Origin of the sequence: Sulfitobacter sp. TBRI5 (assembly GCF_051013555.1) — a bacterium.
Classification (GTDB): Bacteria; Pseudomonadota; Alphaproteobacteria; order Rhodobacterales; family Rhodobacteraceae; genus JL08.
On record NZ_CP112884.1, the window covers coordinates 3,795,291 to 3,815,678 of the forward strand.

General features: G+C 57.9%; 21 protein-coding genes. 4 read left to right on the forward strand and 17 right to left on the reverse strand.

Annotation, left to right across the window (positions count from 1 at the left end; translation table 11 throughout):
• Nucleotide 1: 1 nt before the first annotated feature.
• From rfbB to rfbA, 3 genes are all read left to right on the forward strand, one after another.
• Complete coding sequence (rfbB, locus tag OLX72_RS18945) at nucleotides 2-1,042, forward strand: dTDP-glucose 4,6-dehydratase (protein WP_433989323.1); 1,041 nt, start codon at nucleotides 2-4, stop codon at nucleotides 1,040-1,042.
• Nucleotides 1,039-1,884, forward strand: a complete 846-nt coding sequence (gene rfbD / locus OLX72_RS18950) for a dTDP-4-dehydrorhamnose reductase (protein ID WP_114869685.1) — start codon at nucleotides 1,039-1,041, stop codon at nucleotides 1,882-1,884. Before rfbB ends, rfbD begins: the two co-directional genes overlap by 4 nt.
• Nucleotides 1,885-1,995: 111 nt before the next feature.
• Nucleotides 1,996-2,868, forward strand: a complete 873-nt coding sequence (gene rfbA, locus OLX72_RS18955; RefSeq protein ID WP_114869684.1) for a glucose-1-phosphate thymidylyltransferase RfbA — start codon at nucleotides 1,996-1,998, stop codon at nucleotides 2,866-2,868.
• On the opposite strand, the gene gap is transcribed toward rfbA, so the two are convergent.
• From gap to dctP, 14 genes are all read right to left on the reverse strand, one after another.
• Nucleotides 2,869-3,870, reverse strand: a complete 1,002-nt coding sequence (gene gap / locus OLX72_RS18960; protein WP_114869683.1) for a type I glyceraldehyde-3-phosphate dehydrogenase — start codon at nucleotides 3,868-3,870, stop codon at nucleotides 2,869-2,871. It abuts the gene before it with no gap.
• A 146-nt stretch (nucleotides 3,871-4,016) separates the two neighbouring features.
• Nucleotides 4,017-5,141, reverse strand: a complete 1,125-nt coding sequence (locus OLX72_RS18965; RefSeq protein ID WP_433989324.1) for a M56 family metallopeptidase — start codon at nucleotides 5,139-5,141, stop codon at nucleotides 4,017-4,019.
• Nucleotides 5,128-5,523 carry a BlaI/MecI/CopY family transcriptional regulator gene (locus OLX72_RS18970; RefSeq protein WP_114869681.1) on the reverse strand — a complete coding sequence of 132 codons (396 nt, stop codon included), beginning with the start codon at nucleotides 5,521-5,523 and terminating at the stop codon, nucleotides 5,128-5,130. The genes OLX72_RS18965 and OLX72_RS18970 overlap by 14 nt, the downstream gene beginning before the upstream one ends.
• 93 nt (nucleotides 5,524-5,616) lie before the next feature.
• A complete protein-coding gene (locus OLX72_RS18975) occupies nucleotides 5,617-5,895 on the reverse strand; it encodes a DUF2160 domain-containing protein (protein WP_114869680.1) in 279 nt (92 codons plus the stop codon).
• A gap of 14 nt (nucleotides 5,896-5,909) precedes the next feature.
• Complete coding sequence (locus tag OLX72_RS18980; RefSeq protein WP_114869679.1) at nucleotides 5,910-6,707, reverse strand: carbohydrate ABC transporter permease; 798 nt, start codon at nucleotides 6,705-6,707, stop codon at nucleotides 5,910-5,912.
• A complete protein-coding gene (locus OLX72_RS18985) occupies nucleotides 6,704-7,567 on the reverse strand; it encodes a carbohydrate ABC transporter permease (RefSeq protein WP_114869678.1) in 864 nt (287 codons plus the stop codon). The genes OLX72_RS18980 and OLX72_RS18985 overlap by 4 nt, the downstream gene beginning before the upstream one ends.
• The gene (locus tag OLX72_RS18990) at nucleotides 7,564-8,652 is read right to left on the reverse strand and encodes an ABC transporter ATP-binding protein (RefSeq protein WP_114869677.1); all 1,089 of its coding nucleotides are present in this window, start codon (nucleotides 8,650-8,652) and stop codon (nucleotides 7,564-7,566) included. The genes OLX72_RS18985 and OLX72_RS18990 overlap by 4 nt, the downstream gene beginning before the upstream one ends.
• Nucleotides 8,653-8,664: 12 nt before the next feature.
• Nucleotides 8,665-9,729 (reverse strand): ABC transporter ATP-binding protein, encoded by a 1,065-nt coding sequence (locus OLX72_RS18995; protein WP_114869676.1) that lies wholly within the window; start codon nucleotides 9,727-9,729, stop codon nucleotides 8,665-8,667.
• A gap of 115 nt (nucleotides 9,730-9,844) precedes the next feature.
• On the reverse strand, nucleotides 9,845-11,581 hold the full coding sequence (locus OLX72_RS19000) for an ABC transporter substrate-binding protein (protein WP_114869675.1): 1,737 nt from the start codon (nucleotides 11,579-11,581) through the stop codon (nucleotides 9,845-9,847).
• A 165-nt stretch (nucleotides 11,582-11,746) separates the two neighbouring features.
• Entirely contained in the window at nucleotides 11,747-13,258 is a 1,512-nt protein-coding gene (locus OLX72_RS19005; RefSeq protein WP_433989325.1) for a malonate--CoA ligase, read from the reverse strand.
• 19 nt (nucleotides 13,259-13,277) lie between these two features.
• A complete protein-coding gene (locus tag OLX72_RS19010) occupies nucleotides 13,278-14,522 on the reverse strand; it encodes a malonyl-CoA decarboxylase (RefSeq protein WP_114869673.1) in 1,245 nt (414 codons plus the stop codon).
• Complete coding sequence (locus OLX72_RS19015; RefSeq protein ID WP_114869672.1) at nucleotides 14,519-15,835, reverse strand: TRAP transporter large permease; 1,317 nt, start codon at nucleotides 15,833-15,835, stop codon at nucleotides 14,519-14,521. Before OLX72_RS19015 ends, OLX72_RS19010 begins: the two co-directional genes overlap by 4 nt.
• Nucleotides 15,835-16,383: a TRAP transporter small permease gene (locus OLX72_RS19020; RefSeq protein WP_114869671.1), complete on the reverse strand. Its 549-nt coding sequence runs from the start codon at nucleotides 16,381-16,383 to the stop codon at nucleotides 15,835-15,837. The genes OLX72_RS19015 and OLX72_RS19020 overlap by 1 nt, the downstream gene beginning before the upstream one ends.
• 95 nt (nucleotides 16,384-16,478) lie before the next feature.
• Nucleotides 16,479-17,462, reverse strand: coding sequence for a TRAP transporter substrate-binding protein DctP (gene dctP / locus OLX72_RS19025; RefSeq protein ID WP_114872180.1), 984 nt, complete (start codon nucleotides 17,460-17,462; stop codon nucleotides 16,479-16,481).
• 140 nt (nucleotides 17,463-17,602) lie between these two features.
• Here dctP and OLX72_RS19030 point away from each other — a divergent pair, with 140 nt between their 5' ends.
• Complete coding sequence (locus tag OLX72_RS19030; protein WP_114869670.1) at nucleotides 17,603-18,259, forward strand: GntR family transcriptional regulator; 657 nt, start codon at nucleotides 17,603-17,605, stop codon at nucleotides 18,257-18,259.
• 24 nt (nucleotides 18,260-18,283) lie between these two features.
• Here OLX72_RS19030 and OLX72_RS19035 read toward each other — a convergent pair whose 3' ends face one another.
• From OLX72_RS19035 to OLX72_RS19045, 3 genes are all read right to left on the reverse strand, one after another.
• Nucleotides 18,284-19,444, reverse strand: a complete 1,161-nt coding sequence (locus OLX72_RS19035) for a BamA/TamA family outer membrane protein (protein WP_433989326.1) — start codon at nucleotides 19,442-19,444, stop codon at nucleotides 18,284-18,286.
• Between the two features lie 161 nt (nucleotides 19,445-19,605).
• Nucleotides 19,606-19,692 carry a VPLPA-CTERM sorting domain-containing protein gene (locus OLX72_RS19040; RefSeq protein WP_433990484.1) on the reverse strand — a complete coding sequence of 29 codons (87 nt, stop codon included), beginning with the start codon at nucleotides 19,690-19,692 and terminating at the stop codon, nucleotides 19,606-19,608.
• 138 nt (nucleotides 19,693-19,830) lie between these two features.
• Nucleotides 19,831-20,304 carry a hypothetical protein gene (locus tag OLX72_RS19045; protein WP_433989327.1) on the reverse strand — a complete coding sequence of 158 codons (474 nt, stop codon included), beginning with the start codon at nucleotides 20,302-20,304 and terminating at the stop codon, nucleotides 19,831-19,833.
• Between the last annotated feature and the right edge of the window lie 84 nt (nucleotides 20,305-20,388).

Here is a 20,388-nt window from a genome sequence, read left to right on the forward strand (position 1 = left end):
CATGAAGTTGCTTGTGACGGGGGGGGCGGGATTTATCGGGTCTGCCGTGGTGCGCCAGGCAATACGTGATGGCCACAGCGTCATCAATCTGGATGCGCTGACCTATGCGGCCTGTCTGGATAACGTGGCCAGCGTTGCGGATGATGCCCGCTATACCTTTGTGCACGCGGATATCCGGGATCGCGCCGCGCTGGATGAAGTGTTTGCCACCCATGCGCCCGATGCCGTCATGCATCTTGCGGCGGAATCCCATGTCGATCGGTCCATTGATGGCCCCGGTGCTTTCATCGACACCAATGTCATGGGCACTTACACCCTGCTTGAAGCCGCGCGCACCTATTGGGTCAGCGAAGGGCGGCCAGACCGGTTCCGCTTTCATCATATTTCAACAGATGAAGTGTTCGGATCGCTGGGGGCGACAGGGCAATTCACCGAAACCACACCCTATGACCCGCGCAGCCCCTATTCGGCAAGCAAGGCAGCCAGTGACCATCTGGTGCGCGCCTGGGCGGAAACCTATGGCTTGCCTGTGGTTCTGACCAATTGTTCGAACAATTACGGACCGTTCCATTTCCCCGAAAAACTGGTGCCGGTGGTCATTCTGAACGCATTGGCCAGCAAGCCCATTCCGGTTTACGGCTCGGGCGAAAACGTGCGCGACTGGCTTTATGTCGAAGACCACGCAGATGCGTTGCTGACCGTGCTGCAAAAGGGGCGGGTGAACCGCAGCTATAATATTGGCGGCGAAAACGAGGTGCGCAATATCGATCTGGTGCGGATGATCTGTGCCATTCTGGATGAAAAGCGACCTAAATCAGCGCCTTACGCTGACCAGATCACGTTTGTCAGCGACCGCCCCGGCCACGATCTGCGCTATGCGATCGACCCGACGCGCATTGCATCCGAACTGGGCTGGCGTCCGTCTGTCACCTTGCAGAAGGGGCTGGAAAAGACCGTGCAATGGTATCTGGACAACGAACCATGGTGGCGCGCCCTGCAAGATCGTGCCGGAGTAGGCGAACGGCTGGGCACCAAGTCATGATTCTGGTGTTTGGCAAAACCGGTCAGGTGGCCAGTGAACTGGCAAAATTCGATGACATCAAAACGCTGGGCCGCGATCCGGCGGATCTGAGCGATCCGGCGGCCTGCGCCGACGCCATCACCGCCTGTGCGCCCGCTGCCGTGATCAACGCCGCCGCTTACACCGCCGTCGACGCTGCCGAGGAAAACGAGGCGCTGGCCAGCGTGATCAACGGCGATGCGCCCGGCACCATGGCGCGCACCTGCGCCACTTTGAACATTCCTTTTGTCACGATTTCAACGGATTACGTATTTTCCGGCACAGGATCCGCGCCATGGAAGCCGTCGGACCCCGTTGGGCCGCTGGGCGCTTACGGGCGGTCCAAACTTGCGGGTGAGCGTGCGGTTCTGGATGCGGGCGGCAGCGCCGCGATATTGCGCACAAGCTGGGTGTTTTCTGCCCACGGCCTCAATTTCGTCAAAACCATGCTGCGGCTGGGGGCGGAACGGGATGCGCTGAACATCGTGGCCGACCAGATTGGCGGGCCGACGGCAGCGGGCGACATTGCGGCGGCCTGCGTCACAATTGCCAGAGCGCTGATAGACACGCCCCGCGCCCCTGCGCTTTATCATTATGCAGGCACACCCGACGTCAGTTGGGCCGATTTTGCCCGCACGATTTTTGACATGGCAGGGATCGACTGTACCGTGACCGACATTCCGTCCAGTGCCTATCCGACTCCGGCAATGCGACCAAAAAACTCGCGTCTGGACTGTCGTGCTCTGACCCGCACTTTCGGGATCGAACGGCCCGACTGGCGTGTTTCGCTGCGTGCGGTGCTGTCAGAACTGCAGGCGATATAGGCCGCACAACCAAAGCAATATACCAACCGATCCGAATTTATCGTATTTCTACCACAGTCTTGCCCTTCGCGGCCCCTATGCAGGCCCATAGTCAGTTCAAAGGAAAGTTATATGTCCCAGCGTAAAGGTATCATTCTGGCGGGTGGATCGGGCACGCGGCTGTATCCGATAACGATGGGCATTTCGAAACAGCTTTTGCCGATCTATGACAAACCGATGATCTATTATCCGATTTCGGTGCTGATGCTGGCGGGCATCCGCGACATTGCAATGATCACCACGCCCCAGGATCAGGAACAGTTCAAACGCACGCTTGGCGATGGCAGCCAGTGGGGCATTTCACTAAGCTATATTGTGCAACCCTCGCCCGACGGGTTGGCGCAGGCCTATCTTCTGGCCGAGGATTTCCTGGATGGCGCGCCTTCGGCCATGGTGCTGGGCGACAACATCTTTTTTGGTCACGGCCTGCCTGAATTGCTTGCCGAGGCGGACACGCAGGCAAGTGGTGGCACCGTGTTCGGCTATCACGTGTCCGATCCTGAACGCTATGGCGTGGTCAGTTTCGACAAAAACGACAAGGCCGTCGCGATTGTCGAAAAACCCGAAGTGCCGCCTTCGCGCTATGCGGTAACTGGGCTATATTTTCTGGACAGCGACGCGCCCCGCCTTGCCCGCGACGTAAAACCATCCGCCCGCGGAGAGCTTGAGATTACGACATTGCTGGAAATGTACCTGCACGCTGGCAAGCTGACGGTGAAACGGATGGGGCGCGGTTATGCGTGGCTGGATACCGGCACCCACGCCAGCCTGCTGGATGCGGGCAATTTCGTGCGGACGTTGGAACGCCGCCAGGGCTTGCAAACCGGGTGTCTGGACGAAATTGCCTATGCGTTGGGCTGGATCAGCGCCGACCAATTGTCAGAGCGCGCCGATATGTTCGCCAAGAACGATTACGGCGTTTACCTCAAGGGCATTCTGCGCTGATCAGAACAGGGCTGCGATGGCGCGGGCGGTATCGTTCATCCGGTTGGAAAAGCCCCATTCGTTGTCGTACCAGCCGACAACGCGCACCAACCCACCTGTGGTCACCGAGGTTTGTGGCCCTGCGACACAGCAGGAATGCGGATCGTGATTGTAATCGATCGAAACGAACGGATCGGTTTCAAATGACATGATGCCCGCCAGCGGCCCGCTTGCCGCATCGCGCAGCGCTGTGTTGACCGCATCGGCCGTGGCTGCGCTTTCGGGAACAAAACACAATTCAACCATAGACACATTGGGCGTTGGCACGCGCACCGCCGATCCTTCCAGCTTGCCCGCCAGTTGCGGCAGAACCAGCCCGATGGCCTTGGCCGCGCCTGTTGTCGTCGGGATCATCGACAACGCCGCCGCGCGCCCGCGATACAGATCGCGATGCGGGCTGTCATGGGTCGGCTGATCGCCTGTATAGGCGTGGATTGTCGTCATGTAACCGGTTTTTAGGCCCACCGTCTGATCCAGCACCATGGCCATTGGGGCCAGGCAATTCGTGGTGCAGGACGCGTTGGAAATGATCTTGTCACCGGCAACAAGCGTTTGATGATTTACACCGTAAACAATCGTGCGATCCGCATCTTTGGCGGGGGCCGATACCAGCACCCGCTTGCTGCCATTTTTCAGATGCAGCGCTGCTGCGTCGCGGCTGGTAAAGTGGCCGGTACATTCATAGACGATATCAACACCGCCCCAGGGCAGCTGATCCGGGTCTTTCTGATTGGTCAGGGCGATGGTGTGGCGCCCGGCTGTCAGGGTTGTGCCATTCAGCGCGATATCACCGCGAAACCGGCCGTGAACGGAATCGACCTTAAGCAAATGCAACAGGGTTTCCGGCGGGGTCAGATCGTTGACCGCGACCACCTGAATGTCGGTGGCATCCTGCTCGACCAGGGCGCGCAAGACACAGCGCCCGATCCGGCCGAACCCGTTGATAGCGATCCGCGTCACCATGATTTCCCCCTTTTGTCACAAAGCACATGTTAGCGCTAACTTAGTCGATACATAGCTTACTGGCAGGGTAAATGGCAAGTTATTCCTTGTCACACACAGGTCAGATCGTGCACATGTGACCGCGTTCAATACCTGCTGACTGGCGATCAGGGGCGCGGGACCGTTCGCGCCTCCAGCCGTTCCAGATTGACGATGGTGGACAGCATCAACCGGTCCTGGCTCCAGTCGCCGGGGCGCTGGATGGCCACAGTTCCAAACACCAGCAACGCCACCAGCGGCACCTGCACAAACCGGAACAGGTTGCGCCCGTCACGCGGCAGTGTCGTGTTCAACATCGATGTCACGCGGTAGCGCAGGAACCGCGCAGAATTCGAACTGAACGGATCAAGATCAATGCGGACGAAGGCGACATTGGGAATAAAGCGGTGCGACCGGCTGCGAATGCCATCCTGACACACCCGCAACAGGCAGTCGCAATAGGAATTCGCATCGAATTTATGGCGTGCCAATATGGTCTGATCGCAGGCCAGTTCACGCAAATGCCCGATGCTGCGCTTCCAGATCAGAAAGGCCGGGTTCCAGAAAAATAACGGTTTCAGCGTTTCCAGCCCGATTTCCCATTCCACATCTCCCTGCCGGATATGCTGAAACTCGTGCGCCAGCGCCATGCGAAGATCATCGCTGTTTTCCAGCATCTTGGTGGGAATGACGATGAACCGGTGCCACGGACTGCGGGTTGAAAACGGGACAGAGACCGTATCACTCAGCCGCAACTGGACATTGCCGAACTGACGCCATTTGTAACTGCGCCGGATCAGGTTGCGCAACTGAACGGCGCTGGCCAGAACCCGCAGCGTCAGCACGCTGAACCCCGCCAGCAGAAACAGGGCTGCCGTGATGCCCAGCGGTGTTTTCAGCGTCACCAGTTCATGGGTCAGCCGGTCGCGAAATCCGATAATGTCGGCAAAGGCCGTGGCCTTCATTTCTATCCGCCCATCCAGATACTGGGCAACGACGAAATCCGAAAGGTTGGGCACGAAGCGGTTGCCGATTATGCCGGTGCCAAGCGCATATTGAAAACCGGCAGCGATGAACGGGCTTAGCGCAACGGCAAAAAACAGGCTGTTGATCAGGCGCAACTGCGTGCCAAAGGCATGGCGCAATCCGGCCAGACGCATCAGCGACCACGCAACCATCCACAGGATGACGGCCGCGACCAGCAAAATATTCGCATTGATATAGGCATTCAGAAAGGCATCAATCAGTGTCATTTTTCAACCTCTTGTCCAATAACGCCCGTATTTCCTCTAATGCCTCTTCCGATATGCCCTGATCATCGACCAACCGCGCAACCAGCGACGCGGGCGTGCCATCAAACAGCTTGTTTGACAGATCGCGCAGGGATTTTGACTGGTATTCTTCCTTGGCCAGCACAGGTTTATAGACAAATGTCTGTCCCGTTTTCTTGCTGGTCACAAATCCCTTCTGCTCCATGATGCGCAGAATTGTGGCCGCCGAAGTATAGGCTAGGTTGCGCGACGGGTCTAGGTTGGCCAGTACGTCCCTGACCGTCCCCTCGCCTAGGGTCCAAAGCTCGGTCATGAACTCAAGCTCGACCTCGGTCAGGAATTCGTTTTTCTTTTTGGGTCTCATCCGCGCCCCGGTCCTGATGTTGCATCCTCTTCGGCTGTAAGATCAGTAGAACCGATCCCGCGCCATTTTCCAATGTCGAATTTGGCCATCCGCTCAGACCTTCCAGAAACAGAACACGCCCCACGCGATGCTGATCGCCAGCGGCGCCCAAAGCGGCATACCCATAAGCCCAAGCCAGGCAAGGAATATGTAGACCGTGCCCAGCAGCGAAATAAACAGCCGGTCACCGCGCGTTGTGGTCAGGCCCAACACGCCCTTGCGTTCGCCGCCACCGGGATATTTGATTTCAATCACCGTCAGTATCCCGATTGCGGTGAAAATCCCGATGAACACCAGCGCCGTGGGCCATGTCCATGCCATCCATCCCAGCATTTTCGCCCCCTTTCCTATACGCGCCCAAGGGCAAAACCCTTGGCGATGTAGTTGCGCACAAAATAAATCACGACCGCTCCGGGGATGATCGTCAGCGTGCCGGCCGCCGCCAGCAGGCCCAGTTCATACCCCGCGCTGGACGCGGTTTTTGTCATCGTGGCTGCAATCGGTTTTGCCTCGACCGCAGTCAGGGTCTTGGCCAGCAGCATTTCCACCCACGAGAACATGAAACAGAAAAACGCGGCCACACCGACACCCGCCTTGATCGACGGCAGAAAGATGGTCACGAAAAACCGCGGAAAGCTGTAGCCGTCGACATAGGCGGTTTCGTCCAGTTCCTTGGGCACGCCCCGCATGAACCCTTCCAATATCCAGACCGCCAGCGGGATGTTGAACAGGCAGTGCGCCAGCGCCACGGCGATATGCGTATCAAACAGGCCAACGGATGAATAAAGCTGAAAGAACGGCAGGGCAAACACCGCCGCAGGGGCCATCCGGTTGGTCAGCAGCCAGAAGAACAACTGCTTGTCGCCCAGAAAGCGATAGCGCGAAAACGCATAGGCAGCAGGCAGGGCGACAGCGATGGAAATCACAGTGTTCAAAGACACATAGAGGATCGAGTTGATGTAACCCCAATACCAGCTGGGATCGGTAAAGATCACCGCGTAGTTTTCCAGCGTGAAGGTTTGCGGAAACAGGGAAAACCCCGAAAGGATTTCGTTTGTGGTCTTAAAGCTCATCGCGACCAGCCAGTAGATGGGCAACAGCAGGAACAGGATGTACAGGATCGGGATCAGGCTGCGCTTTTTCATTTTGCGTCGTCCTTTGTCATCAGCGTGTAGAACAACCAGGACACCAGCAATGTGATGGCGAAATAGATCAGCGACATCGCCGCCGCCGGCCCCAGATCGAACTGGCCCAACGCGATCTTGACCAGATCAATCGACAAGAGGGTCGTTGAATTACCCGGGCCTCCGCCTGTTAAAACAAAGACTTCCGTGTAGATATTAAAGCTGTCCATAAACCGCAGAAGGATTGCGATGGTCAGCACCTGTTTCATCTTGGGCAACTGAATATAGCGAAACACCGACCATGCGCTGGCCCCGTCGATCTTGGCCGCCTGATAATAGGCGTCCGGGATCGACACGAGGCCGGCATAGGACAGCAAAACCACCAGCGACGTCCAGTGCCAGACATCCATGGTGATGATCGTGGCCCACGCCGCAAAGGGGTTTTGCGTCATGTCATAGTCAATACCCAGCGTATGGTTCATCAGATATCCTAGGAGGCCGATGTCAGGCAGGGTAAAGATGTTCCACATGGCCCCGACCACGTTCCACGGGATCAGCATGGGCAGCGCCATCGTCACCAGACAGACAGGCACCCAGAACCCCTGCCGCGGCATGGAGAGTGCTATGATGATACCCAGCGGAATCTCGATCAGCAGGATCAGACCGGTGAACAGAAACTGCCGCCCCAAAGCGGCATGGAAGCGTTCCGAATTCAGCAGTTCCTCGAACCAGCGCAGCCCTTCCCAGAAAAACTGGTTGTTGCCAAAGGTTTCCTGCACCGAATAATTCACCACCGTCATCATCGGGATCAGCGCGTTGAAGGCGACCAACAACAGCACCGGCAGCACAAAGAACCACGCTTTGTGGTTTTGCGTTTTCATGCGTCACCTCCTGTGTCGGGTCGGGTTGCGATCCAGCCGTCGCGGTAAAGGCGGGTTTTTTCGGGGGCCAGATTCAGAAACACCTCGCTGCCCTGTTCGGGCACGGCGCCTTCGATCACGGCCTTGATCTTGGTGTCTCCGGCCATCGCCTCGACCACATTGTGACGCCCCACATCCGAGATTTTGCGCACGCGCGCTGGAATACCGGATGCGGCAATACTCACGAATTCGGGGCGCACACCGATCTGCATGTCGCCAGTGTCAGCGCCGTCTATTTTTCCTTCAAGATCAATCTTCATCCCGTTGAAAAAAGTAGCTTTATCGCGGATTTCGCAAGGCAGGATGTTCATTCCGGGCGATCCGATGAAATGGCCGACAAAGGTGTGGGCGGGGCGATCAAACAGTTCTACGGGGGTGCCGATCTGCACAATCTCGCCATCCTGCATCACCACCACCTGATCGGCAAAGGTCAGCGCCTCGGTCTGGTCATGGGTGACGTAGATCATCGTGGCGCGCACTTTCTGATGCAGTTCTTTCAGCTTGCTGCGCAGCTTCCATTTCAGGTGCGGATCGATCACCGTTAACGGCTCGTCAAACATGACGACATTCACATCGTCACGCACCAGCCCCCGCCCCATCGAAATCTTTTGCTTGTTGTCCGGTGACAGCCCGGCGGCACGCGTGCCCAACATTTCGGTCACGTCCAGCATCTCGGCAATCTCGTGCACGCGTTCGGCCACGCGGGCCTCGGCCACGCCGCGATTGCGCAAGGGAAAGGCCAGATTGTCGAATACCGTCATCGTGTCGTAGATCACCGGAAACTGGAACACCTGCGCGATGTTGCGCTTGTCCGGCGGCAGATGCGTCACATCGCGGTCATCAAACAGGATACGACCTTCGGACGGGGCAAGTAGCCCTGAAATGATGTTCAACAGCGTAGATTTACCGCATCCCGAAGGGCCAAGCAGCGCGTATGCCCCGCCATCCTGCCAATCCAGATCAATCTTTTTCAGCGCGAAATCATCCGGCCCCTGCGGGTTCGAGTAATAGCTGTGGCGCAAGTTGGAGAGCGTGATTTTTGCCATGATCCTAACCCCTTACGCCACGATCTTGCCGTCGGGTGCGAAATAGAAACACGCGGACGGGTCCAGATAGAACATGTGGGTTTCACCCACCTTGAACGGATGTACCCCGTGGGACAACGATACCCAGTCGCCCGCGTCCATCCGGAAATGCGCACTGCTTTCCGATCCGCTGAGTTCGGTCACCAGCACTTGGCCATCAAGGGCGATGGAACAGGATTTTGTCGGCACCGGGCTGACGTGATGGGGGCGTATGGCCACGGTATAGGTGCCATCCGCCAGTGCGGCGGCATCCCCCGCCATCGGCCAGGTGGTTTGCGATGTCAGGCGCGCGGTGTCGCCCTGTTTTGTCACGGTTGCAAAATTGATCGGCGGATCCGAAAAAACCTGTGCCGAAACAAGATCTTGCGGCGCGCGGTAAATCTGGGCCGTGGGGCCGAACTGGGTCACAGACCCGTCATTCATCAACCCGGTCATGCCGCCCAGCAACAGCGCCTCTTCGGGTTCGGAGGTGGCGTAAACCACAACCGCGCCACGGCCTGCGAAAATCTCGGGCAGTTGTTCGCGCAATTCCTCGCGCAATTTGTAATCCAGATTGGCCAGCGGTTCATCCAGAAACACCGCCTTGCTTTCCTTGGCGATGGCGCGGGCCAGCGCGGTACGCTGCTGTTGTCCACCGGACAGCTCGTGCGGGCGGCGGCCCAGCATCGGGCGCAGTTGCAGCACATCGGCGGCCTGTTCCACCCTGCCCTGAATTTCGGATTTAGCCATGCCCGCCACGCGTAACGGCGAAGCAATGTTGTCAAAAACGCTCATGTGCGGGTAATTGACGAAAAACTGGTGCACGAGGGAAATGTTGCGTTTCTGCGTGTTCAGCCCGGTCACATCCACGCCGTCAAACAGGATCGTCCCGCCGGCGATCGGATCCAAACCCGTCATCATCTTGATCAGCGATGTCTTGCCCGCGCCCGTCTGCCCCAGCAGAACGTTGAAATGGCCCGGTTCCAGCACCATGCTTGTCTCTTTGATGTGGACTTTGCCGTTCACGACTTTGGTAATGTTCTTGAGTTCTACGGCCATGCGCGATGGTGCCCCGGCTAGGTGGTGGTGATGGTGCGTCAAATCGGCCGGGACCAAAAAAGGCCCCGGCCAGTGTGTATGCGCCCAAGTGGGTCAGGCGCACAGGGAGAACCGTTTAGTTCGCCGCCCAGCGCGCCACCAGTTCGTCATAGTTGACGGTCTGGCCTTGCGGCTTTTCATTGTCGAGCTTGGGCTTGGCACCACCGTTGGCAAACCACCATTCCGCGTCTTTTTCTTCGTTCAGACGCGGACCGCAGCCGCCATAGATGTTGGCGGCCTCATCGGCGGCCTGCATCCGGGACATGGTGATATCCATTTCCTCGGCCAGACGATCCATTGCTTCCTGTGGCGTAAACGCGCCAGAGTTCACATCGCCGATCTGTTGCCACCAGATTTGCGCCAGCTTGGGGTAATCCGGCACGTTGATGCCCGTGGGCGACCATGCCACACGATCCGGCGACCGGTAGAATTCGACCAGACCACCCAGTTTGGGGGCGCGTTCGCTAAAGCTGTCGTGATTGACGGTGCTGTTGCGAATAAAGGTCAGGCCAACATGCGATTTCTTGGTATCCACGGTTTTGGACACCACGAACTGGGCATAAAGCCACGCCGCCTGTGCGCGATCCAGCGGGGTGGACTTGAGAATTGTCCAGGATCCCACGTCCTGATAGCCGACCTTCTGGCCTTCTTCCCAATAGGGGCCGTGGGGGCTTGGCGCCATCCGCCACAACGGGTTGCCTTCGTCATCGACGGTGTTGTTGCCTTCCGATTTCGGCTTGACCATGTCGGCGGTAAAGGCGGTGTACCAGAAGATTTGCTGGGCAACGTTGCCTTGTGCCAGTGCGGGCAGCGACTGATAGAAGTCATAAGATGCCGCACCGGGGGGTGCATAGGCGCGCAGCCATTCATCCCATTTGCGGATCGCATAAACCGCCGCAGGGCCGTTTGCCGCCCCGCCGCGCGTTACCGACGCACCGACAGGGTTACAGGTACCCGCTTCCATCCGGATACCCCATTCGTCGATCGGAATACCGTTGGGTTCGCCCTTTGATCCGGCACCGGCCATCGACAGCCAGGCATCGGTCATCCGCCAGCCCAGATCGGGCGCGCGTTTACCGTAATCCATGTGGCCATAGATGGTCGTTCCGTCGACTTCCTTGACGTCGTTGCTGAAAAACTCGGCGATATCTTCGTAAGCGGACCAGTTGACCGGCACACCCAGATCATAGCCGTATTTTTCCTTGAACGCAGCTTGCAGATCCTCGCGGTCGAACCAGTCCTTGCGGAACCAGTAGAGGTTGGCAAATTGCTGGTCGGGCAACTGATAAAGGTCGCCATCGGGGCCGGTGGTGAACTGGATGCCCATGAAATCGGCCAGATCAAGGCCCGGATTGGTGACACTTGCGCCATCGCCTGCCATGAAGTCGGTCAGGTTATAGGCCAGTTGCAACCGCGAATGGGTGCCGATCAGATCACTGTCATTGACATAGGCGTCATAGAGGTTCCGGCCGGTCTGCATCTGGGTTTGCACCGCCTGCACCACTTCGCCTTCGCCCAGAATCTGGTGATTGACCTTGATACCGGTTATTTCCTCGAACGCTTTGGTCAGCACTTCGGATTCGTAGGAATGTGTCGGAATGCCTTCGGACAACACGTTGATTTCCATGCCGGCATAGGGCTGCGCCGCGTCGATGAACCACTTCATCTCGGCCATTTGTTCGTCCTTGCTCAGGACAGACGGTTGAAATTCCTGATCAATCCAGCGTGTGGCGGCGGCTTCGTCGGCCATAGCTGTCGTGGACCCCGCGATCACGGCAGATGCCGCAACTGCGGAGAGCAGATACTTACGCATCTTGTCTCCTCCCTTGAGATTTGGTGCCGGTTTCCATCCGGCTGAGCCAGTGTGGTTCCAACACCGGCTTTTTGTCAAACTAAATTTTTAGTAGACAGTTCAACCGATATAAACTGGGCCTGACCGGACCTGAAAACTACTTAAGGTATCGGCCATAACACACTGTTATACCGACAATATGTCTTTATAGTCTTCACGCAGGACATTCTTTTGCACCTTGCCCATCGTATTCTTGGGCAGTTCCGGCAGCACAATCAGTTTTTGCGGATGCTTGAAGCGCGCCAGCTCGGATTTGATGGATCGGGTGATTTCATCCAGATCAGGTGAAGCCCCGCGTTTGGGCACGACGATTGCCACAACACCTTCGCCGAAATCCGCGTGGGGCACGCCGATCACCGCGCTTTCCTGCACGCCGGGCTGATCGTCGATCACCATTTCGATTTCCTTGGGATAGATGTTGTACCCCCCGGAAATAATCAGATCCTTGTCGCGTCCGACGATGTAGATATATCCGTCTTCGTCGATGCGCCCCAGATCGCCGGTCAGGAAAAACCCGTTGTCGCGCAATTCGGCGGCGGTTTTTTCGGGCATCTGCCAATAGCCCTTGAACACGTTTGGCCCGCGCACCTCGATCTGGCCAATTGTGCCCTGATCCACATCGGCGCCATCGGCATCCGTTATCCGGACCTCGACCCCCGGCAGGGGAAACCCGACACTGCCCACACGCCGTTCCCCTTCATATGGGTTGGACGTGTTCATATTTGTTTCGGTCATGCCGTAACGTTCCAGAATACGGTGGCCGGTGCGTTCGAAAAACGCGGTGTGGGTTTCGGCCAGCATCGGGGCCGAACCGGACACGAACAACCGCATATGTGCAGCCACTTCGCGGGTGAATTCCGGCGTATCCAGCAGGCGGGTGTAAAAGGTTGGCACGCCCATCATGGATGTGGCGCGCGCCATTTCGTGCACAACCTGCCCCACATCGAATTTCGGCAGGAAAATCATTGCCCCGCCCGCCAGAAGGATCACGTTCGTCGCCACAAAAAGCCCGTGAGTGTGAAAGATCGGCAGGGCGTGCAGCAACACATCACGGTCGCTGAACTGCCAGTACTCCACCAGCGTCTGCGCATTGGACAACAGGTTCTCCTGGGTCAGCATCGCGCCCTTGGATCGTCCCGTTGTTCCGGATGTATAAAGGAACGCAGCCAGATCATCACTGCTGCGTGCCACAGTATCAAAGCTGTCGGGCTGCGCCTGTGCCTTGTCCACGATGCCGCCGGTGCCGTCATCGTTCAAGATATCCAGCGCCGCACCGCAGGCCGCTGCAATCGGGGCCAGCGTTTGCGCGCGCGCATCGGGGCACAGGACCAGACGTGCGCCGCTGTTTTCGATAAAATAAGCTAGTTCCGCTTCTTTATAGGCAGTGTTCAGAGGCAAAAACACCAATCCGGCCTGCACACAAGCGGCGTAAACGGCCAGCGCCTCGGGCGATTTGTCGATTTGTACCGCCAGCCTGTCGCCCGCCACCAGCCCCGCATTTGAAAACACATGGGCAAACCGCGCCGTCATCGCCAGAAAATCGCGATAGCTCAGAACGCCTCCATCCGGCAGCAGCAGGAAATCCGCATCGCTCCCCTGATGGGTTCCGAACAATGTATCATAAAGCGGGTTCGCCATATTCCGGCCTCCGAATTCTTTAGCGTTTGATGCGGGTTGCGTTGCGTGCCTGCGCCTTGACCGCGGACGAGGCGACCACCTGCCCCCCCGTGGTAAATGCCTGTACGTTTTCAGCGATTTTGGACAGATCGTACAGGTAATTCACCATTGCGCCCTTGGATTGTGCCTGCCCTTTGGCGGACAGATCGGCCTTGGCATGAACCGCGTGCACCATTGCCCCGTTGCCCAGATGGAACCGTGCCACCGGATCGATCGGCATGCCATCCAGCCGTTTGGCGTTCAGCAGGAAATCAGCGGCCACTTCGTCAATTTCGGCATCCGGGTTCAGTTCGTTCTTGTCCACGCTTTCCATCCATGCCGCCAGCCCCGGAATAGGCGACAGGGTCACAAAGGTTTTCAACCCCGGCAGATCACGGGCCAGATCACCTGCCACCTGTTTGATCAGCGAGTTGCCAAAGGAGATGCTGGCCAGCCCGGCCTGACAGTTAGAGATCGAATAGAACACGGCGGTATCCGCCTCTTGCGGGGGCAGTTCGGTGCGGTCTTCTGTCAGAACCGAATGGATCGAACTGGGCACACCGCGGGTCAGCGCGACCTCGACGAAAATCAGCGGTTCGTTTGGCATTGAGGGGTGAAAAAATGCAAAGCACCGCCGGTCGCTAGGCAGCAGACGGGCGCGCAGATCGTCCCAGCTGTCGATGGCGTGCACGGCCTCGTATGCGATGATCTTTTCCAGAATCTGCGCCGGACTGTCCCAGTTGACGGGGCGCAGCACCAGAAAGCCACGGTTGAACCACGACGCAAACAGGTGGCGGAAATCCAGATCGACAGGGGCCAGTTCGGGGTGGTCGCGCACCAGTTTCAGCAGATCGGCGCGCATTGCCACCAATTGCCCCGTCGCCCCCGGAACCTGGTTCAGACGGCGCAGCATTTCCTGACGCGGCGCTTCGGCCGCTTCGACAAAGGCGCGATAGGTGGCTTTGGTCTGATCCGCCTCGTACGCATCCAACGCGGCGCGCACCTGATCGGGCTGAATATCCATATCCTGCGCCAGCATCAGGAAAAACGCCTTTTTCTCGGCGTCTTCCATCGCGTGGTACCGGTTCAGGATTTGCTGGGCCAGCACCATGCCCTGCACTTCGTCGTGATTGCGCACCAGATCGCGCATCATTTCATCCAGCGGGGCACCGCTGTCGGCCTGCTGTGCCAGCGGTTTTGTCGCCCGCTCAAACACGGTCGACAGAAGATCGGCAAGCAGGCTCATAACGCGGGTCCCATCACCGCATCGGGCAGCCATGTCGCAATGCCCGGAAACAGGCACAACAGAATGATCGCAACGACCATACAGGCGACAAAGGGCAGCGATCCCAAAAGGATGGTCTTGAGCTTGATGTCAGGGGCGATGCCGTTGATCACGTAAAGGTTCAGACCCACCGGCGGCGAAATCAAACCGATTTCCATGTTGATCGTCAGAATGACGGCAAACCAGATCGGATCGAACCCGGCGGTTGTGATGATCGGCAACAGGATCGGGGCCGCCATCAGAATGACCGCGACGGGGGGCAGGAAAAAGCCCGCAATCAGCAGGAACACGTTGATCGCCCCCATCAGCACCCAGCGGTTCACATCCAGCGTGCCGATCCATTCGGCAATCGACTGGGTGATGAACAGGCTGGACAGCATGTAGGAAAAAACGCCCGCGGCGGCGATGATGAACAGGATCATCACGCTTTCCTTGGTGCTGTCGCGCAGAACAACCCATAGATCGCGCGGGTTCCACAACCGGTAGATCACCATCGCAATGATCAGGCACAGCAACGCGCCCACGGCTGCCGTTTCAGATGGCGTCGCAACGCCGCCATACATGGCGTAAAGAACGCCAATGATGATCACCAGAAACGGAACCACCCGGGGCAGGATTTCGAATTTCTCGCGCCAGCTATAGCTGGTGGATTGCAAAAGCTGGGCGTTGCCCGACCGCGCCGTAGAATAAAGCGACCATGCCATGAACAACGTCACCAGCAACAGGCCGGGAAAGACACCGGCCAGAAACAGCCGCCCGATCGATACCTCGGTTGCGATGCCGTAGACGATCATCGTGACCGATGGCGGGATCAGGATACCCAATGTGCCCCCGGCGGCGATCGACCCGGCGGCGACACCATCGGGATAGCCGCGCTTGCGCATCTCGGGGATACCCATCTTGCCGATGGCGGCACAGGTTGCAGGGCTTGAGCCCGACATGGCGGCAAACAGGGCACAGGCCCCCAGATTGGAGATCACCAGCCCCCCCGGCACCCGGGTCAGCCAGCGCTCCAGCGCCTCGTAAAGATCAGCACCGGCGCGGGTCGAGGCGATGGACGCCCCCATGATGATGAACATCGGAATGGACAGAAGGGCAAAATTATCCAGCTTGCCGAACAGGATTTCCGGCATCAGTTCAAGGCTGCGCACGCCATCGAACACAATCAGGAAACCGCCCGATACGATCAGCAGGCCCAGCGCGACCGATACGCCGGAAAACAGCACGAATATGGTGAAAAACGCAACCAGTCCGGCCAGTGTAAGCGGATCCATTATGCGTCCTCCAGCCCGAATGGCGCATCAATCCTGAGCAGGACAGCGACCAGATCGGCGATCAGTTGCAGACCCAGAAGGGCGAAACCGACAGGCAGGGCGGCATAGGGGATCCAGAGGCGCACGGCCCAGATTGTATCGGACGTCCAGCCGCGTGACCACGCAAGGTGCCAGTAATCATAGCCGTAATAAAGCATCACCGCGACAATCACGATTGACGTGGTCAGCGTGACGATGCACAGGGCCAGCCGCCAGCGCGACGGCAACATCAGGGGGATCAGATCCACGTTCACATGGCCGCGCAGGCGCTGCACATAGGGCAAGCCGATCAGGGTGGCCGCGATGACAAGGTAAATCACCATCTCGGTCTGCCAGACCGTTGATCCGTTCAGCACAAAGCGCACAAAGATCATCTGGCAGGTAATTCCAACCGCCAGAACGATCATCGCCGCAGAACACCATCCAGCCACGGTGGATATGGCTGCAACGCCTCGTAGAAACCGGTTGTCGCCCGTCTTGGCAACGCTGGTCGATAGCTGGCCCGACATGTGCCGACCCCCTGTTTTTCGTGTTGATTTCGTTATTCAGGTCGGGATGGGGCACATGTTTTGCGCCCCATCCGTGATCTTTACGTCAGATCAGATCATTCAACGGCAAGCGCCATGTCCAGCAATGCCTGACCATCGGGTACATCTGCCACGAACGCGGCATAAGATGTGGTTTTCGCCAGTTCACGCCATGCGTCGAAATCGGCCTGAGTCATTTCGGCAATTTCAACACCGTTGTCGGCAAACACCTGTGCCGATGCCGCGTCTTCATTCTTGGCTTCTTCCAGATAGAACGCTTCGGCCTTGGCCGAAGCAGCCAACAAGGCATCCTGCTGTTCGGCGGTCAGGCCTTCAAAGGTCGATTTGTTCATCAACAGCGGCTGGTACATGAACCACAGCGCCACATCTCCGGCAGGCGTGTAGCAAGACACCTGTTCGTAAATCCGGTAGGATACAAATGACGACGACGATGTGTTGGCCGCGTTCAGAACGCCGGTCTGCATCGCATTGTAGATTTCCGAGCTGGCCATCGACGCGATCGAGGCCCCTGCCCCTGCCAGCATCTGTTCGAACGCCTTGCCCGCCGCGCGGGTTTGCAACCCGGCTACGTCTTCGGGTTTGGTGATGCATTTGTCTTTGCCCGCAAAGCCGCCGGCAAGGTATCCGTGCACCAGAACCATCACATCATCTTCGGCCATCTTGGCCTCAAGCGCTTCCATGAACGGGCTATCCGCCAGGCGCGCGGCATGATCGTGGTTTTTCACCAGGCCGGGCATCAGTGTCAGGTTATAGGCCGGTTGCTGGCCGCCTGCGTAAGACAGCGGCAGAACAGTCATGTCCAGCTGGCCACGGCTAAGCGGCTTGTACTGCTCGCGCGGTTTGAACAGCGATTTCGATCCGAAAATCTTGATCTCAAGATCGACATTCGCGGCGGCAACCTCGTTTGCGACGATCTCGGCCACCTTGTGGCGGATGTCGCTGTTGGACCATTGGTGCGACAGGCGCAATTCGGTGGCAGACACGGCGCTGGCCGCCAACAGGGCAACGGCAGCAACGCCGGATGCGAATAGGTTCTTCATGGTATCCTCCCAGATAGACAGGTCCGAAAACGATGCGGACCATTGCGAGCAAGTAACCGCATCCGTGCATTCCATGTCAACCTTTTTGTATACAAGAATACTAAACTTGCATTTTCATAGGGCCGCTGCTAGGAAACCTCATGGATAAACGCCGTGCCGATATCATTGCCGAAGAACTGGAACAGCTGATCCTCACATCGGGATTTTCTGATGGCGAACGGCTGGACGAAATCAAGCTGGCAGAGCGTTTTGGCGTGTCGCGCACGCCGCTGCGCGAGGCGTTTCAAAAGCTGGCCACATCCGGTCTGGTCAATCAGGTGCCCCGCCGTGGCGTATTCGTGCGCCAGCCCGGACCGGTTGAATTGCTGCAGATGTTCGAAGTGATGGCCGAGCTTGAGGCCGCCTGCGGGCGCTTTGCCGCGCTGCGCATTTCAGACGAGGCGCTGGAACAGCTGGAGCAGGCCAATCTGAAGTGCCAGACAGCGGTGTCAGAGCAGAACGCCAGCGAATACTATATTGAAAATGAACGATTTCATCATCTGATCTACGCGCAGTCGGGCAATGCCTTTCTGGAACAGGAAGCGCTGCGCCTGCACCGGCGGCTAAAGCCGTATCGCCGGCTGCAATTGAAACTGCGGGGGCGTATGCGCCAGTCGATGGACGAACATAACCAGATCGTGCGCGCCCTGCGCGACGGCGATGCCGATCGTGCAGCGCGGGCGTTGCGCGATCACGTGGCGGTACAGGGTGAAAAATTCCAGCATCTGATGGCGGGCCTGAAAACCGCGGCTGCGTAAGAAACCAGCCGAGAAATCAGGGCGTCAGAACCTCTGCCCTACATAGATATAGGTATAGTTTTCGCCGTCCCGGTTGCGCACCAGATCCACCGCCAAATCCATCGGAAACTTGCGACTAAGCCGGAACCGCCCGCCAATACCGGCGGCATATCTGATGTCCGTATCGCCGAGTTCTGAAAACGAATCCGCGGTGTTGCCGAACCCGCCGAAAACGGAATAACCGAACCGCGCACCCAACTGCCCCCGATAGGCAATCTGCGCCGAAAGCAACCGGTCGCCAAGTGTTTCAAACGCATTGTATCCGCGAAAGGCATCGCTACCGCCGATCGAACATTTTTCGAAAAACGGGGTGTTGTCGGTGACTCCACAGGCTGCAACCCGCATGGCGATCACCCCCGGCCCCAGACCGCTGATAAAGTGATCGAAGGTCAGAACCGCCTTTTCGAATTCCCGTGCGGCCCCGTCAACCGTACGGCCCTGCCCCGCCGTGACCTGCAAGTGCGACCCTTCGGTGGGGTATAATGAATCATCCCGGTAATCCGCAGCAAAGACCAGATTGACCGTGACAATGTTGAGATCGGCATCCGGCAGCAGATCTGACGGCAGCAACCCGGACCCGTCGCGCCGGATCTGCGTATCAAGCTGGCTGATTTCCAGACCGGCCGAAATGTGCCGGTTGAACCCGTATGATCCCGACAATAATCCCAGGCGGCCGCTTTGATTGATCGCAACCGGCACGCCCAGCGGAAAGGCGTCATAAAAGGCATCAACCTCGCCCAGAAAAAACGTGGTTTGCCAGCGGTTGTCGCTTAAGGAAAGTTTACCCCCTGCGCCATACCCGTTGGTGCCGTTCGAGGTTTTCAGCCCCGCCAGCCCCAAAAATGATGTGTTGGATCCGGCATCGCTCTGGAAAAGATAACCGCCACCCAGGGTAAGGCCGGTTCCGAACATCGGGCTGCGCATCGGTATAGGCGCAACAACAAATGAACCGTTGCCAAATCCGAACGGCGTGTCGGCCACCGCTTCCAGCGCACTGCGCCGATCAAGACCTTCCTGTGTATTGTCTGCAATACTGCCCGCATGGGCGTTCTGCACTGCCGTCAATGCAACCAGCAGTGCGCTTGCCGCGATCCTGATGCGCGATATCGCACAAAGCTTTTGCAGTCGACGAAACAGCAGATGCATGAAACGGTCCTTCCCGCCTGTGATCACGAGGCCAGATCAGTTTACACGTCACATGGCACCTGCGAAAGCCGTGCGCAGATTTTGGGTTGTCCACTGTTACATGAAAAAGGCGGGTCCGTTTCCGGACCCGCCCTGCGTATTTAATAATCAGTGCTCTGGTGTCAGCGTTTACTACGGCGTCTGCGGCCAACAAAGGCCATGCCGCCCAAACCCGCCAGCAGCAGTGGCATTGCCGCAGGCACCGGCACTTGCGACAGAACGATATTGATGTCGCCCGCGTAAGACCGGCACCCTGTTTGCGCGCAGCTTTGCGGTTTTTCGGTAAAATCAATCCATGTCGACAGGCCCAGCAGGGTCGCGTCCTTGTCGTTTGCGCCGATCCCGAATTATACCTTCAATGGATCACCGCGCAGGGAAATGTCATAGCTTCCCAGCGCCTCGCTTCCGGCAAGGGCCGTCATCATGCTGGATTTCGTCACATCCAGTTCGAAAAAGCGCCAGTCTGACCGGTCGCCGGCATAACCGGGCGCGTCTTTGTAGGTGCCCGGATCGGCGACTTCGGACATGTAGACTTCGACAAAGAATCCCTCGCCCGCAGCGTTCCTGACATTGCCGGTCAGCGTCGCCTCGTTACCGTTCACCGCAAAAATGCCGTGACCCGGCAGCGCGTTTTCAAAGGTGAAATGGTTTGGCTTGCTGCCAGATGATCCGCTGGGATTGCTGTTGCCAGAAAACCAAACACTGTGTTCGGGCTGACCACCTTCGTAATGGCTGAACGCTTTATAGGTTGACGCTGCGGCCGATCCGGCCGCCAGCATCAACGTCACAGCGGCCGCTGCGACGGTACTTTTGAAAAACATTGTATTCCCCCCTTGGATGCAGGTCTTTGGCTGTTTCCAACAGCGACCCACATCAGATTTCACTCATTAAACTAACGTGACGAC